This window comes from Paenibacillus phytohabitans (assembly GCF_013141775.1).
GTDB classification, from domain to species: domain Bacteria; phylum Bacillota; class Bacilli; order Paenibacillales; family Paenibacillaceae; genus Paenibacillus_AQ; species Paenibacillus_AQ phytohabitans.
This window is the reverse complement of record NZ_WHOB01000097.1, coordinates 194,389-210,075: the sequence shown is the minus strand read 5'-3', so window position 1 is coordinate 210,075 and position 15,687 is coordinate 194,389. Positions and strand designations below refer to the sequence as shown.

The 15,687-nt window shown below is 51.0% G+C and carries 9 protein-coding genes; 1 reads left to right on the top strand and 8 read right to left on the bottom strand.

The window, feature by feature from the left end; all coding sequences use genetic code 11:
* Positions 1 to 161: 161 nt before the first annotated feature.
* The 8 genes from GC101_RS34460 to GC101_RS34425 form a co-directional block, all read right to left on the bottom strand.
* Positions 162 to 725, bottom strand: a complete 564-nt coding sequence (locus tag GC101_RS34460; RefSeq protein WP_425497174.1) for a DNA-3-methyladenine glycosylase I — start codon at positions 723 to 725, stop codon at positions 162 to 164.
* 406 nt (positions 726 to 1,131) lie between these two features.
* Positions 1,132 to 5,670, bottom strand: coding sequence for an S-layer homology domain-containing protein (locus GC101_RS36840; protein ID WP_171720972.1), 4,539 nt, complete (start codon positions 5,668 to 5,670; stop codon positions 1,132 to 1,134).
* A 181-nt stretch (positions 5,671 to 5,851) separates the two neighbouring features.
* Positions 5,852 to 7,510 (bottom strand): DUF4179 domain-containing protein, encoded by a 1,659-nt coding sequence (locus GC101_RS34450; RefSeq protein WP_171720971.1) that lies wholly within the window; start codon positions 7,508 to 7,510, stop codon positions 5,852 to 5,854.
* Positions 7,470 to 7,967, bottom strand: coding sequence for an RNA polymerase sigma factor (locus tag GC101_RS34445; RefSeq protein WP_246354647.1), 498 nt, complete (start codon positions 7,965 to 7,967; stop codon positions 7,470 to 7,472). Before GC101_RS34445 ends, GC101_RS34450 begins: the two co-directional genes overlap by 41 nt.
* A 234-nt stretch (positions 7,968 to 8,201) precedes the next feature.
* Positions 8,202 to 9,113, bottom strand: a complete 912-nt coding sequence (locus tag GC101_RS34440; RefSeq protein WP_171720969.1) for a methyl-accepting chemotaxis protein — start codon at positions 9,111 to 9,113, stop codon at positions 8,202 to 8,204.
* Between the two features lie 294 nt (positions 9,114 to 9,407).
* Positions 9,408 to 9,782, bottom strand: a complete 375-nt coding sequence (locus GC101_RS34435) for a hypothetical protein (protein ID WP_171720968.1) — start codon at positions 9,780 to 9,782, stop codon at positions 9,408 to 9,410.
* Between the two features lie 120 nt (positions 9,783 to 9,902).
* The gene (locus tag GC101_RS34430; protein ID WP_039300782.1) at positions 9,903 to 10,082 is read right to left on the bottom strand and encodes a YfhD family protein; all 180 of its coding nucleotides are present in this window, start codon (positions 10,080 to 10,082) and stop codon (positions 9,903 to 9,905) included.
* Between the two features lie 35 nt (positions 10,083 to 10,117).
* Positions 10,118 to 10,474, bottom strand: coding sequence for a hypothetical protein (locus tag GC101_RS34425; RefSeq protein WP_171720967.1), 357 nt, complete (start codon positions 10,472 to 10,474; stop codon positions 10,118 to 10,120).
* Positions 10,475 to 10,777: 303 nt separating this feature from the next.
* On the opposite strand from GC101_RS34425, the gene GC101_RS34420 reads away from it, so the two are divergent.
* Positions 10,778 to 15,316: a S8 family serine peptidase gene (locus GC101_RS34420; protein WP_171720966.1), complete on the top strand. Its 4,539-nt coding sequence runs from the start codon at positions 10,778 to 10,780 to the stop codon at positions 15,314 to 15,316.
* The last annotated feature ends 371 nt before the right edge of the window (positions 15,317 to 15,687 follow it).

Sequence of the window (15,687 nt, the reverse complement as noted above, 5' to 3'; positions counted from 1 at the left end):
CAAAACTTGCTTCGAAAGCATAAGCTTAGTTATGAGAGCCCAGTCTCCCTGAAATCACTCCGCGTAACTGGATTCGAAAACGCGGGCTTAGTTGTGTGAAGCATATCTAGGATAGTATAGCATTTCTTACCCGTGCAGCGCCAAACTGCGGGTCAGATCCCTTAATCCGTCACACGGGTGCGGCAAAAGCAATCCAGTACATGATCGTCCACCATCCCCGAGGACTGCATGAATGCATAACAAATGGTTGAACCGACAAACTTCATTCCCTTGCGCTTCAGCGCCTTGCTCATGCTGTCAGACTGCGGAGTGGTAGCGGGAACCTCCGCTCTGCTCTTCCATTGATTCACCACCGGCGTTCCGCCTATGAAGCTCCAGAGATATTCTTTGAAGCTGCCTTCCTCCCGGCCAATCTGCAGATAGGCCTCCGCATTGCGGATGACCGCATTAACCTTCAGCCAGTTGCGGATAATCCCCTCATTCTGCATCAGCTCGGCGATCTTGTCCTCCCCGTACAGCACAATCTTCTGCGGATCAAAGCCGTCGAAGGCTTCGCGGAAATTCTCCCGCTTCTTCAGTACCGTATACCAGCTCAGTCCGGCCTGCATGCCCTCCAGCATAAGCAGCTCGAACAGCTTCAGATCATCATATAGCGGCTTGCCCCATTCCTCATCATGATAGGCAATATAAACAGGGTCCTCATTTACCCAGGCGCAGCGTGTTATCGTCAAGTATAGTTCTCTCCTTATGCACTGAAATGGAAATTCAGGGATAGTTGTATTATGTACAATTAAAAACAGCGAAAATGTATGCTCGCAACTTATAAGTGTAGTCTGTACAACTAAATCTGCCCAATGGGCGATAATCCGTCTACATAGAGCTGTTTAATTGTATGAAATACAACTAAACGGATAATCGGTGGAAAATCAGACGTTTTAGTTGTACAAAGTGCAATTAAGTATACCGCATATCCCGTAATCGGGTCACGGCCAACCCTTTATATTTATCTACTGCGAGATCCGTCCGCCAGATGACGCCCGCTAGCTTACGGCATAAAAAGAGCAGCCCCGGCCGGGCTGCTCTTCCTAATTGGACTTGTTTATTCCTATACTCGCTACAAAATGCTGCCTATTACTCCATGAGCTTATCCATAAGGCGGAGGATCATCACTACCGATTCGGCGCGGGAAGCCGGTTCCTCCGGCTTGAACTGTCCTTTGCCTTTTCCCGTTATGATACCTGCTCCCGCAAAGGCATTGATAGGCCCTGCTGCCCAGCCCGCAGTAACGTCAGAGAATGGAACACTATCGCTGCTCACATAATTCGTCAGACGGGACAGCATCGTCACCATCTCCGCCCGGGTGATCTCCTGCTTGGGATGGAAGGAGCCATCGGCGTACCCGGTGATCACTCCATTGTCTTGAAGTGCACTAATGGCTTCCGCGGCCCAATGCCCCCGCGTATCCGAGAAGCCGGTGCCGCCTGAAGGGCTCAGGCCAAAGGCCTTGAACAGCATCGCAGCAAACTCAGCGCGGGTTACTCTGGCGTCAGGACGGAAGGAACCATCCGCATAGCCGGTTATAATCCCCATCCGGGCCGCACGTTCAATGAATGCGGTACTCCACAGAGCAGCAGGAGTATCCGGGAATGTAACTGCAGGAGCGGATTGCCCTTTTGCCATGATCGCTTTTACCTTATCAAGATCTACTCTGTCGTTGAACACAGGCTTCGTTACGGTTGGCAGCGTTGGCCCCGTAGTTACAGCCGGTGTCGGATTTACTGTTGCAGCTGGTGTCGGCGTTACCGTTGCCGCCGGAGTTGGCGTTGATGTTGGCCTTGGAGTTGCTGCAGGTACCGTGCCTCCGTCATTGTTGCCTGTAGCCGCCGTTACGGAGACCTGAATCTCCTTGCTTACTCCCCCGTAAGAAACCGTGATCTTTGCCGTTCCCGTACCCACTGCTGTAACTACGCCCGCTTCGCTCACAGCAGCAACCGAAGGATTGCCAGTGGCATATTTCGCTTCCAGGGTCTTGAGGGCGCTAGAAAGGTCGGAATATTTCGCCGTGACCGCCAGGCTTTGCGTCTGACCTGCTGTCAGGGAGACTGAAGCTGGCGTCACCTCCAAATCAACCACTGCCGGTGCGGAAACCTCCGTAATCACAATCGGTATCGCAACGGACTTGCCTCCGAACGAAGCCGTGACCGTTGCTTCACCTGCCGCAACGCCCGTGATAAGCCCCTTGTCTGAGACGGAAGCAATAGCAGGGTCAGAAGATAGCCAAATGACTTGATCCGTGACCACCAGGTTCTCTGCATGATCATATACTGCCGTTATTACAGAAGCTGCGGTCTGGCCCACATGCAGCGTATGTTTACCCGGATCAGCTGTCAGTTTCAGCAGAACAGGAGCCGTGCTTTCCGCCTGAACCGTTACAGCAATGCTGACTGCCGGCAAGTTTCCGTATTGTGCTTCGATTGTAGCACCGCCTGCTGCTACCGCGTGAATCACGCCTGCGGCATCTACCGTAGCCACATTGTCATTGGAGGAAGTCCAAATCGCTTCATTCGTGACATCTGCTGTGGACTTATCGCTATACGTAGCGGTGAGAACTGTCGCGCGTTCCTCCCCGGCCTGCAATGTCAGCTCCGTAGGCGATACCGCCACGGAAGTCACCGTAAGCTCATCCTTCTTTTCAATAGTATAATTGTCTATTAATGCATCGCTTTCCGTAGTACGGGCCTGGATGGTGATTTTGTCATGGCTGACTTGAATGGCAGAATACACCGGAACGTCCTCGTCAAACATGAAGTTGAGATACTCATACTGCTTACCATCATAGAATTTCCAGCCGGAGGCGCCCCCGTCCAGATAGACCGTTCCGCGCTCGCCGTTTAGCAGCGGCTTTCCTCCATTCATCGGATAGGTGCGCGCATACACATGGTCATGGCCTTCCAGCACCAGATCTACTTTCAGTTCCTCCAGAACAGGTGCAAAATACGTTTGCGTGTATTCAATTACATTCCCGCGCCCATCTTCGGTATGATAAGCAGGCTTATGGAACATTACAATTTTCCATTTTTTATCACTGGCCTGAACATCCCCACGCAGCCATTCGGCTTGCTTAGCCATGGTTACTTCGTCTGCCTCGGAGTTCAGCACAATGAAATGCACCTCGCCTGAATCGAAGGAATAGGCGTAATCCTTCTGAATATCCGGGCCGTTCTCCGGCAAATCTAGTCCCTTGGCAAAAATCTCCTTGCCTTCACCCTTCACATCATGATTCCCCATCGTGTAGCCTGAAGGAAGGGAGGCGGCATAGACCGAAGAAGCTTCCCAGAACTGGTTCCACTCATTCAGGATTCCTCCATCGTCAACCATATCGCCGCCGTGCATCACAAATTGGGTATCCGGATAACGGGATAGAGCATCGCTAATCAGCTGCTGATAGATTTCAAGCCCATTATCTCCTTTGGTATGCGAATCAGTTACGAATACGAAAGAAACGGGAGTTTCCGGTGCTGCATCCAGCGTCTTGTATTCGTACCAGGCACTCCAATGGCCTTCATAGCCCACCCGGTAATGATAAGCCGTACCCGGCTCCAGGCTGGTAACCAATGTTTTGTGGAACTTAATTTCGCCCAGCGGCCCGCCCTCCACTTCATGGATGACCTCCACTTCAGTAAGCGCAGACTGCTCTACCGCCTTTGGCTGAGCACTGTCCGACCCATTGTCCGCCCAATCGCTGTTCTTCACATATTGAATCGAAGTTGCTTGAACTCTGGGGGCCGTCTGCCAGCCCACGCTCAGCATCGTACTCATATCTTCGGTAACAAAGGTCTGGACATATTTCGGATCCTCTCCGCCGAACTGGGTCACAACGTTCATACTGAAGCTCTCACTGGTGCCGCCATCCTTGGCCGCCTGCACTTTCCAGGTGCCGATCGCAAGATTGGCCAGCGAAGTATGAATTTCACCCTTGGCATCCGTCAGTCCCAATCCTTCGGTAAGACTCTTCTGCTGTACATCGGCAGAGGCAATATAACCTGTCTTCGTTCCATCCGGCAGATATACTTTGACGAATTCGGAAGTGCTTCCTGCCGTAGCAAAGAATTGCCCGTTGTTCTCTGCTGTAAGCAGCACGGCGGACGAATGATCAGCGCTTGTATATATACTCGAATTGGCGGCTGTTACCGTCACATAGGTCTGAGGTCCGCTGGCATCGGTAAAATCGATCTCCGCCCCTTCTACCGGAGCTCCCGCATGGGTAGTTACGGTAATGATATTCTTCGTTTGCAGGCCCGATCCCTTGACGGTTAAGGCATACGGGAAACCAATCTTATATTTAACCGGAGAAGCAAAAGAGCTTACGGCAGTCCCGCTATGATACCCAAAGCTGCCTTCCGCCATGGTGAACTGCTTGTAGGTCTCGCCACGTTCCATTTTTGCGGACCGGCTCACGGCGAAATCGATGCTGGCCAAAGCATCCGCAGAATCTCCCTGCAGTCCTTCTGCGCTAAATTCAACATAACCGCCTGTATTGTCGATGGTGCTCTGGACGTTGCTTAATCCGTCACGAGCGTGCACAGCCTCCGCCTGCAGCGTCTGCGGGTCGAACTTGATCTTGGCCAGCACGCTGCTCGCTCCGCCAGTGTTCTTCGCCGCCAGCTCCAACCGGTAAGGCTCGTTGCTGACCGCTTCCTCCGGCCCTTCCAAGGTGAGCATCGCTCCATGCTCAATTGTAAAAGCATACTCCACTGAAGCCGGATTGCCCGCCAGATCCTTCACTTCAGCAACCACTTGATGATAACCGCCATCCAGCGGCACCTCCGGGTGATATGTAATGGCCTTAGTGTTCAGATCGTAATCATAACCGGCAGGTGCAACCGGCTGGCCATCCACAGTTAATTGGATCGAGTCTGAATCAATGCCTGATTCCGCATCATCCGCCGACAGGATAATATCGGCTACGGGAGCATTCAAGATTTGATCCGGTGCGGGTGAAAGCGGAGCCAGCACGGGAACATCCATATCTTCATCCGCCGGCTCATCATAAATAAGTCTGACGTCATCGATCCAGATGGAGCCTTTGTTCTTTTTGCTCATTTGCCGTTCTTTCATCTGGAAGTAGAACGCCACGGTACCGGGCAGCGTCAGATCACTCCCTATCTCGGCCTCGACATATTTCCAGCCGCTCCAGTCTATCCCTGTTTCTTCACTTCTCATCTCATACGTTTTGGACTTCCCGGTGGCTGATACATAGAACTTGGAGGTTAGGCCATGCCCTTCGTTATTGGCGTAAATCCACATGCCGATTTTGTGGGGCGTTCTGCCTGTCAAGGCTAACTGCGTTGCAGGCCCGACTGCAACCTGGGAGGGATTATCGGTTATGCCGATAAAGTCATAATCAATCCGTAAGGATTTTGCCCCGTCACGGACGTATTTCGGATCACTTTCAAGCGCCATATTGCCGCTGTAGATGCGCGCACTGTCAAACGTCAAGTCTGCCAGGCTCACCTGTTCAAAATCCTCCAGCATAACGACACCGTTAGGCTCAGCCGGATCCGCATACACGGTCGATGATGAGAAGGAGGGTGGAATGAACGGGATCAACACCGACATTGCCAATATCCCGGTTAATACTCTCTTTACAAGCGGATGCTGCTTACTCACTGCCTGCCACGCTCCTCGTTGTCTGTTCTTGTTCACCTGGGACAAGTTATTCCAGCATAACGCGGCAACGTATTCGTGAGATCATCGCAATGTAAGCACAATAAATATTCAGCCCAATGAATTCCCAGGCGTCTCCCAAGAAAAAAAAGGCGTCCGCCCCCATTCAGGTTTGGACTGCCTTTTAAGGCTGCAATTGCACCCGCGTCTCTTTATTCGGCTCGTTGGTGGAATAGAAGAACATGTATATAGCAGCTTCTGTTCCCTTGAAGTCCTTATATACATCAATGCTGTGGTTATTTCCTTCTCCGCGGAAGTTCACTGTCACTATTTTACCTAAGATCCGGTCTTTCCCTGTGCCGATATGAGTCTGATTCACGCCGCCAAAATGGGGATCATCGCTCTTCGTCTCTACATAGAGATCCGCACCCTGCATATAGTAGGTCCACTGTACCGGAATACCGCCGGTTTCCCGGATCAGTGTCTGCTTCTCGCTGGAAATGTTGGTCAATTGGAGTGGTGTCTTATCATCCTCATGCCGGGTAACTTTATATTTCCCTATAAGCGTCATTGACGTCGTCTTTGTAATCTCAAGATCTGCCGGCCGTTCGAAACGCAAGGTTGTCAGATCCCTGTCCCCGGTTGTCGAATACCATGCTCCGCCTTCCAGCTTCCGGCCATCCACCTCAAGTGCATACTTAACATACGGCAATTCAGCAAATTTAGCTTTGCTCCGGACGGACACACGGATTTGCGTAGGCGTTACTACCATTTGCTCAATCCTGTTATCGGTGTCTCCCGCTTCCAGCGGCAGATCCAGCGCCGTCTTGATTGTGGCGTCTGCCATCTTCTTCTTGCTCAGTTCCAGATCAAACGTCCAAGGGCCGTCTATATTGCGTTCAAGCTTGGTGTAGCCGAGCTTATATACTGTATCAGCCTTGGGGACGTCATCCGGCTTATAATACTGAAGCGAGGTGTACTCCCCGTTGTCTCCCGGCTTGCCAAAAGCACCTGCCTGAGAATTACTGACAAGCTCTCCGTCTCTATAAGCTATGATTTGCGGGAAAGCTAAGCTCTTCGCTTCGGAATTACTAAAGACTGCAGCCGTGGACAGCATCAGACGTTCATTCCCCTCCTTAAAGGGCTGAACACTGAAGGATTCCAGTCCATCCCGGTTCACTGGGAAGCTCTGCTGCTGCGGTGAATCGGTATCCAGGTTCAGATCGACCTCCTGCTGTGAATACGACTCGATTCTCTTTGCCGTCAGGCTCACCTTGACCGTCTCCTGGTCCGGCGTCCAATTCGACTCGAAATATCCGTTATACCGCTGATTCTTCTCGTCCCATTGCTGATAATTGTATTCCATTTCATCGCCGTTCCCCTTCGCATCCTTAAGGGACATGCCTTGAATATTCCACATTCCGCTTTCCCTGTCTGCACCGACATCCAGACTGTACAGAATCACCGTCCGGTTCTCATCAGTGAGCGCCGTATGCAGCGTAAGGGTTACTCCATCCTTGGTGATCGTCTGTCCAAGCGGCTGACCCAGATTCTGCGCCAGTGCGGCCTGTACACCGCCTCTATATCTGAGCAGGATGCCCCAGTCATATTGCACAGCAGCATATACGGGTACAGCCACCAGCAGAGCGCTGAGAGAGGCAGCGATGGTGAACTTGCGCCAGCTGCGGTGACGGTGCGGAGCGGGAGCCCCTGCATCGGTTCTGCTTACTGTACCTGCATGTCCGGCCTGCTCCATCCGGCCCCACATCTCCTCAAAATCAGGATACAGAATCTCGTTATCGTCATTTAAGCGACGCTTTAGCAGTGCTTCGGTTCTGTCCATATGGCTCTTCCTCCTTAGCTATAATCTGAACTCCCGTTTCCTCAAGAATCTTCTTCATCAGGCGCAGCCCCTTGTGCTGCCTGGATTTGACCGTTCCCAGCGGAATAGCCAGCATACCGGAAATTTCATCCATACTGAAATCATGCATATACCGCAGTGTCAGCACAGCCCTGATCTTCACCGGAAGACGGGACATATATCCGGCCCATTCCAGCTTCGTTTCCTTTTGCTCCGCCAGCTTCTCTACCGGGGGCTCCGGACTCCCCTTGAACAAATGCAGATTAGCCATCAGCTTCTGCTGCAGGCTGTTCCTGCGTTTCAAGTGATTCAGGCAGGTATTAACCGTGACCTTCATAATCCAAGCCTTCAAATGATCTATGTTCTGCCACTGGCTGCGGAAAAGGGTAATGAATACCTCCTGGCATAGATCCTCAGCATCGGCAGCATCGTGCACCATATAGTAGCAGGTCCGGTAGACCTCTTTACTGTAGGTTTGGAACAATTCCCTATTGCCCACCTGAGCATGCCTCCTTTCTTGTTTGGACTACCCTATATAACAACCGGGGGCTTCAAAAGGTTCATTTTCTACTCACAATAAGCAAAAAAGCATGTCTCCACGTAAATGCCCGGGATACATGCTGTAAAAGGAAATTCTATGCGGAACTGGAACAGTATCCGGAGAAAGCAACCGTCAGACGATGTTCATTACTTCACGCGCCTGATTGTCCAGTTCCTGCGCAGAGGAAGCAATCAAAGTGAATTCATTCAGGGCTACCTGAATCTGCTGCTGGCTCACACCCACATTCTCCTGAACCAGGTTAAGTCCGTTAGATATTCTTCCCACTTCCTCTGTGATGGCCTGGACGCTGTCGCGGACTTCCGTGATCTGATCCTGAACCATTGCGGACAGCTTGCGTACTTCCTTGGCCACTACGTCGAATCCCCGGCCGAACTCACCGGCATGAGCAGCCTCAATAGCCGCATTAAGCGCAAGCAGGTGGGTCTGTGACGCAATATTACGGATCGTCTGCACCACGCCGTGAATGGCCGCTGCCTGCGTCTGCAAATTCAACAGCGTATCCGTATTTTCGCTCGAGACTTCGGCAATTTTATCAATACTCACCAGCAGATCCTGACTGCGCTCAATTCCTTTTTCCGCACGCTGATTCAGGCTGTCAGCCATTTCCTGCATCTGTTCCACTACACGGTTCATATTATTCTGTCTGCCCGTGATATTGGTCGCCACCTTCGACACCCCAATGACATGCGTATCCGTCTCATCAAACACCGGCATATACGTGGCTTCAAGCCAGACCGATTCCCCGTCCGCGTCCATCCGTTCGATTTTATCCTGGAAACTCCGGCCCGCAAACAGGTTCTCCCAGAATATCTCATAGCCGGGACTGTTCACGAAAGATGGGAAACACAGCTCCTTGTGCTGCATTCCATACATGTCCTCAACCCTGTATTTCATCGAACCGGCAAACACCTCATTTACATACGCTACCCGGCGGTCCAGATCAAATCGGATCAATGCGAGATTCTTTTCCAAAGCTTTGACAACCAGTTCGTCTGTAACTACTTGGGCTGATAGATTCTCCATTATGACTACTCCCTATAAATCTCAATTTTTATCCGGCTTTTTGTTGGTTTTGGTATTCTTCGCTTTACTCATATTAACGGATATCCGGGCAGTTTGGATTATATTAATGAATTAAAAAAATCAGCGTAAATGAAGCAGCTGCACAAGGAAGGCTTCCCGATGCCAGTCACGGTCCATCTATACAGAAAGCCCCACCCCCGGCTGGCGGAGAATGGGACTATCTTTCTTAGAATGGGGTTATGCGTCTGGTGAGAAATCACCGATGTGGCCTACCTCATATGTACAGATTCCGTACTACTTTCTGGGTCCGTAATCCCCGATCTTAATTCCCCATACACTATCCTTCTGGTACGCAGCCGCTTCCTGCAGATCCGGGAGCCTGGCATCCTGGGGATAATGGCGCTCCAGATACTGGACGAAAGCCCGGCGCAGACCGATCTCATTCTCCAGCTTATTGAACTCATTAGGGTGCTTCTCCATTTCGGCAAGTGAAGTCTCCCAGCCTTCTAGATCAGCAGCCTCCGATTGTCCGGTGCGGACCTTCGCGGTAAGCTCCCGAAGCTCGCGGTAAGCCTTTTTTACTTTGGAAGAATAGACTTGCTTCTGGTTCAGGAAGGTTAACAGCGCAACCAGCAACGCCAGTCCAACCCATAAAATAACAGTATCCACTTCAGTACCCTCCCGGTTTGGCATGTCCCTTCATTATACACGGCTGCGCACAAAAACACCCCACTTCTGTGGGGCATCCTTTGCAACAGTATCAAACTCACATTATAAGGATGGTTTCCGCTATTCCTTCTTCAGAATCTCCTCCAGCTGTCTTTTATCAGCCTCCCGGGAGCGATCCATTGCCTCTATATCATCGTGGTCCGCTTCAGCCGCTGAGAATTCAACATCCTCTGCCTTTGCCTCATAGAGCATCTTCAACTTTTCCGTCTTGGAGAAAATTTTCGAGTTTTCTCTGTCCACCTTTAATCAGCCTCCCAAGTAGTGTTATCTGACAATCAAATCATCCCGCCGGCTTCCTCAATGAGTGACAGCGCCTGATCGTAAATAGCCGAATCTACAATTACAGTCAGCAGAATATTTCTGCCTGTCGGTCCGCCATCCCCGCCGTGACTCATCCCGCTGCCGCTCGTATGCGATGCAGAGAGGATGCCCGTATGCTCGCTGACTGCGGTCATGGAATCCATACTTGCCAAATTGCCGGTGACCGGATTCACTCCGGACTGCAGCCCGCTTCCGCCAAATCTGCTGAATCTGTCAATGGAAACCTCTTCTACCCGCAGCGCCTGAAGCTTGCGTGAGACCCCTTCCGCTTCCTCCGGAGCCCTAAAGTACGCCAGTATATATCGTTCCAAGACCGTATCCCCGCTCTCTTGAGATTCAAGCTCTTAGTTGTACATGTTTATGTTGTCTTGGCAACGCCATTTTTATGCTTTTTTTTCAATAGCCCAGTATATTAATCGGATTTCGACAATTTATTCAGCACATTACCGTAATATGGTACTAAAGTAGTATATTCCAATCTGTAAATTGACTGTAAAATAAATGTAATTTTCACAATTTATTTTTCTTCGAAGCAGTTAAGCCACTCGGAAGGGAGAGAACCGGTTTATAAGGTTGCTGTAATGAAAATCAAATACTACTGGGGAGGATATTAAATGTTCAAACGCTCCATTCGCAAATTTGGCATAGCCACTGCAAGTTTTAGTCTAGCGGTTTCCATTCTGCTTCCTTCCGCATCTTTCGCAAGCAGCACTTCGTTTTTACCGGCAGCACCGGATCTCAAGAATCATATCTCTCTGCTTAACTCCAGGTTAGGCAACACCCCGGACTCCTTAAAATCATCCATCCAGAACTACACTTCAGCATTAACCTCCAAACCGCAGAATTATGCGGGCAACATCACCACTTCAGCGCCTGTAACTTTCATTGTCCAATTGCAGAACGACCCGGTCAAAGTAGCTGAGAACCAGGGCGCCAAGAGTAAGGCACCTGCTTTGCAGCGCAATATTCTCCGCACAGAGCATAACAGCTTCGCTGCCGCTGCCGCCGCACTCGGTGCAACCACCGGCCATGAATACACGGAGGTATTCAACGGCTACTCTGTGACTCTGCCGGGTAATCAAGTGGACAAGCTGCTGACCTTACCTGGTGTGAAGGCGGTCTTCCCTAACCAGAAGGTTCAAGCGCTGGAAACTGCAACAGATGCCTCTACTCTTACCGAAACCATTAAGGATGCCGGGGCTGCCGAAAAGGTTGGAAACGGGGATATCTTCGGTTCCGATGAACTGAATGAGGATGGCATCACAGGTGAAGGAATCCAGGTTGCCGTAATCGATACCGGTATCGACCGTACGCATCCGTACCTTGAGAAAATTTATAAAGGCGGGTATGATGTCGTCGACGGTGACGACGATCCGTCAGAGACAGCGCCTGATTCCGATTATGCGCCAATCAACGGCAATCCTTATGAGACGGCTCACGGCTCACACGTCTCTGGTATTATCAAGAGCGTAGCACCGGATGTTGAGCTTTATGTGTACCGCGTGCTCGGTCCATATGGAAGCGGCACTACGGACGACGTTATTGACGGTATCGAAAGAGCCGTAGCCGACGGTGCCGATGTTATTAACCTCTCGCTTGGTTCAGATGTGAACCAGCAGTATTCGCCTGATGCCATCGCAGTGGATAACGCTGCTGCTGCCGGTGTCACCGTTGTACTGGCCGCAGGTAACGCCGGTCCCGAAGCGGAAACCGTCGGTACACCAGGCGGTGCGCACCGCACCATTTCCGTTGCCGCTTCTACGACCCCTGCCGAAATTACTTTCATTAAGGTGGGTGTTACCCAGACGGTCTATGGTATCCAGGCTTCCGAAGAAGGACTTCCCGGAGAAGCCAACGGCTTGGAAGTTGTCTATGCCGGACTCGGGCTAACTGTAGATGATTATAAGAACGCAGATGTTGAAGGTAAAATTGCAATTGTTGACCGCGGAACAAATACCTTCGTGAACAAGTCGGCAAATGCCCGTGCAGCAGGTGCTGTCGGCTTGCTGATTGCTAACAACAGAGCAGGTGATCTCAATGCTGCTACTGATGCTACCGGAGTCCCTACTTACGGCATCACCCAGGACGAAGGCAAAGCGATCAAAGCGGAACTGGCTGAAGGCCGTAATACGCTGTCATTCGAAGTTGGTCCAGATAAGGACAACCTTATTGCCGGTTTCAGTTCGCGCGGACCTGCACTTCCGGACTTCACCATCAAGCCGGATGTAACGGCTCCGGGTGTCGGGGTGAATTCATCCGTACCGGATTGGGAAAGCTCCACCGGATATACCAAGCTCAACGGAACCAGTATGGCCAGCCCGCATGTGGCCGGGGCAGCTGCGCTGCTGCTGAGCGCAAGCATTCCTGATAACGGGGAAGAGCCATCCCTGACTCCGGACCAGGTTAAAATCCTGTTAGCCAATAATGCCACGACTCTTTCCGACCGGAATAATAAATATTACAGTGTATACGAGCAGGGTGCCGGGCTGATTGATCTGCCAAAAGCACTTAGTGCTACTGCCATCGCCCGTGTTCCGGAGGTGCTTGATACCAAACGTCCGGAAACCGAAATACCTAAGGTTAACTATGACACAAGCTCCTTGTCCTTCGGACTGGTGACTTCGCCGTCCACTGTGACTAAGACCGTGTATGTAGACTCCCTGACTGGGGAACCTGACACTTTCAATATTGATGTGGAATGGCGTACTTCATCCCATGAAGGTATTGAGTTCGCAAATCTTGAAACCTCTGTTGAAGCAGATGATTACTTCCAGGTACCGCTAACGGTAGATGCGGAGGCTCTAAGCGGAAAGTACGAAGGTGTACTGACGCTAACTTCAGGTACAGAGACTCTGACACTGCCATTCAGCGTGGTAGTAGGTGCGCAGTACAAACCTGATACCATCACGAATTTCGAAGTCGGTGCAGAGAATTTCGAGTTCATTTCACCTAACGGTGATGGACTTCTGGAGAGCACCTACCTGACCTTCTCTGTAAATGAAACGGTAGAAAACCTTGCGCTGGAAGTTGTCTCACTGGATGGTTCTACAACCGTTGTCGGAGATGTGTATGCCACAGGGCAGAAATTCTACCCGGGCCTCTATGAAGAACCGGAATGGACTGGCATCGTTGATGTTCAGGGTGAGTCTTATGTATTGCCTGACGGCATATATTCCATAACCCCTGTCCTAGACGGCGGAACGACCCGGTTCGATGACCTGTCTGCTATTGTTATTATTGACCGGGAAGCACCGGAAGTCAGCGGTGCAACCATAACGGAGCACGCCCGGACGAACGAGCAGGAACCGCGAAGTGCAACCATTAGCGGTGTCATTGCTTACGATCTGATGTTCGAGCTTATCGATGAACAGACGGATCCGAATGAACTGCTTGCAGTATCTGCAGCCTATGAAGAACCAGATGGTACTGTAAAAGAAGCGGATGGCTATATTGATTCCAACGGTTACTTTGAAATTGAGGTTCCTTTGACCGAGGGCTTGAATCAGTTCTATCTGTACGCTTACGATTACGCATCAAACGGTTGGCTCGATTATGCTCAGCTTCTGCGCTACAACACAAATCAGACAGTTGCAACGGTCTCACCTACAGCTTCCAGTGCAACTGTTGAGCTGGGCACTTCAATCACCATTGATGCCGGCTTCTCCGTAACTGAGAATGTGTACGGTATCTACGGAGCCACTTTCAATTTGCTCTACAGCAATAGCCTGGCTCAGCCAAATATCAAGTCAAGCGTACAACTGGCAACCTATCAGGAAACTCATTTCCCTGGTGTACCGTTGCCTGAGTATACGAACCTGATTCATTTGGAGGACGGACGCGATGTCCAGCAGTATGGCGTGCATGTAACAGACGGAGCTTACGATGGAATTGGTACCGGATCCTTAGGACAGTTCACATTTACTCCGACTAAAGCCGGAACTTATACCTTTGAATTATCGGATATCAAGCTTTGGAGCGACAATTACTCGGCGACAATTCCGGCAGGTTCATCCACTGTGAGTGTTGTCGTGAAAGAACCATCATCAAGTTCAAGTAATCCATCACCATCTCCAACTACACCAACAGCAGCTTCAGGCACTACTGCGACTTCCGGACAGCTTACTGTAACAGCTGATCCTGCAGGTGGTAAGCCTACAGCGAGCCTGGCTGTTTCCGACTCCATTCTGGATGCTGCATTGAAGAGTGCGGTGAATAACAATGTCGTACTGAGCATCACTGATGTAGACTTCTCCAAATACGGACAAGTAAGCATTGTGCTCACATCTGCCCAGGCGGACAAGCTGAAGAGTTCCGCAAGTGCACTCAGTCTGAACGGCAAGGGATTCTCCCTAACTATTCCGGCTGGCACACTTCCGGACTTCATTACCGCCAGTGGCCTAACCGTCACACTCGGTTTGCATGAGGAAGCAGATACCGCTCCGCTAAGCGGCAGTACCGGAAGTATTGATATCGGCTCCTCCTCACTGACCCTCAAGAACGGCTGGACCACAAGCAAGCCTGTATTTGTACAGCTTGCCCTGAACCCTGACGGCTTGAAGGATGTCCGCAAGACAGGGGCTTATAAAGAGTCTGCAGAAAACTCATGGAGTTATCTGCAGCCAGGCACCATTCCTGCAGACGGCCTTCTGCAGTTCAGCATTACCGGTGACGGCACCTACACTGCTGCCGCCCGTAATACCAGCTTCTCCGATATCGGTACACACTGGGCCAAGGATGCTGTCGAAGTTCTTGCCGCTCACGGTATCGTAGCCGGTAAAGGAACTACCGCCAGCTTCAAGCCTGCAGACAGCCTGAATCAGGCCGAGTTGTTGACCCTGTTCGACCGTTTGCTCGGCAAAGGTGACACCTGGACAACACACATCAAGGAAAGCGGCTCCCGCGATGTCCTGACCCGCGAAGAAGCAGCGGTAATTCTGGCTGAGGCACTCGGTGCCGATGTCACTTCCTCTGCGCTGACCTTTAAGGATGCAGGTTATATCTCGGCTAACGCCAAGAACGCAATCGCTTATGCAGTAAGCAAAGGTTACCTCCAAGGTGTAGGCAACAACACCTTTAACCCGAAAGGTACCCTGACCCGTGCCCAGGCTGCTGTCATCCTGGAGCGTGTGCTCGAAGATCTGCGTAAACAGTAAGACAAGTAATCTGTATCGTAACTAATATGCTTTACTAAAGCGGCGGCAGCATCCTGATTTGGGGATGCTGCCGCCGTTTATTGTGCACAGACAGTACATCAATTTGTTATACTTGGTGCCCGTAGATCTTACTTCCCACTAGCGGAGACCATTATAACCCCATCAGCCGCTGTTTCGGACTGAGATTCCGCTAATTCAGCAATTCAGGCCGATTCACAGGCCAAACGGACTGAGATTCCGTTATATGACCAGCTACCCCTGATTTCGGACTCCAATGAACAAGATAACGGAATCTCAGTCCGATTCAGCCTCAATACCGGGGTATTTCGGAAAATAAGCGATTCTCAGTCCGCCTCAGTCCGCCTCAGTCC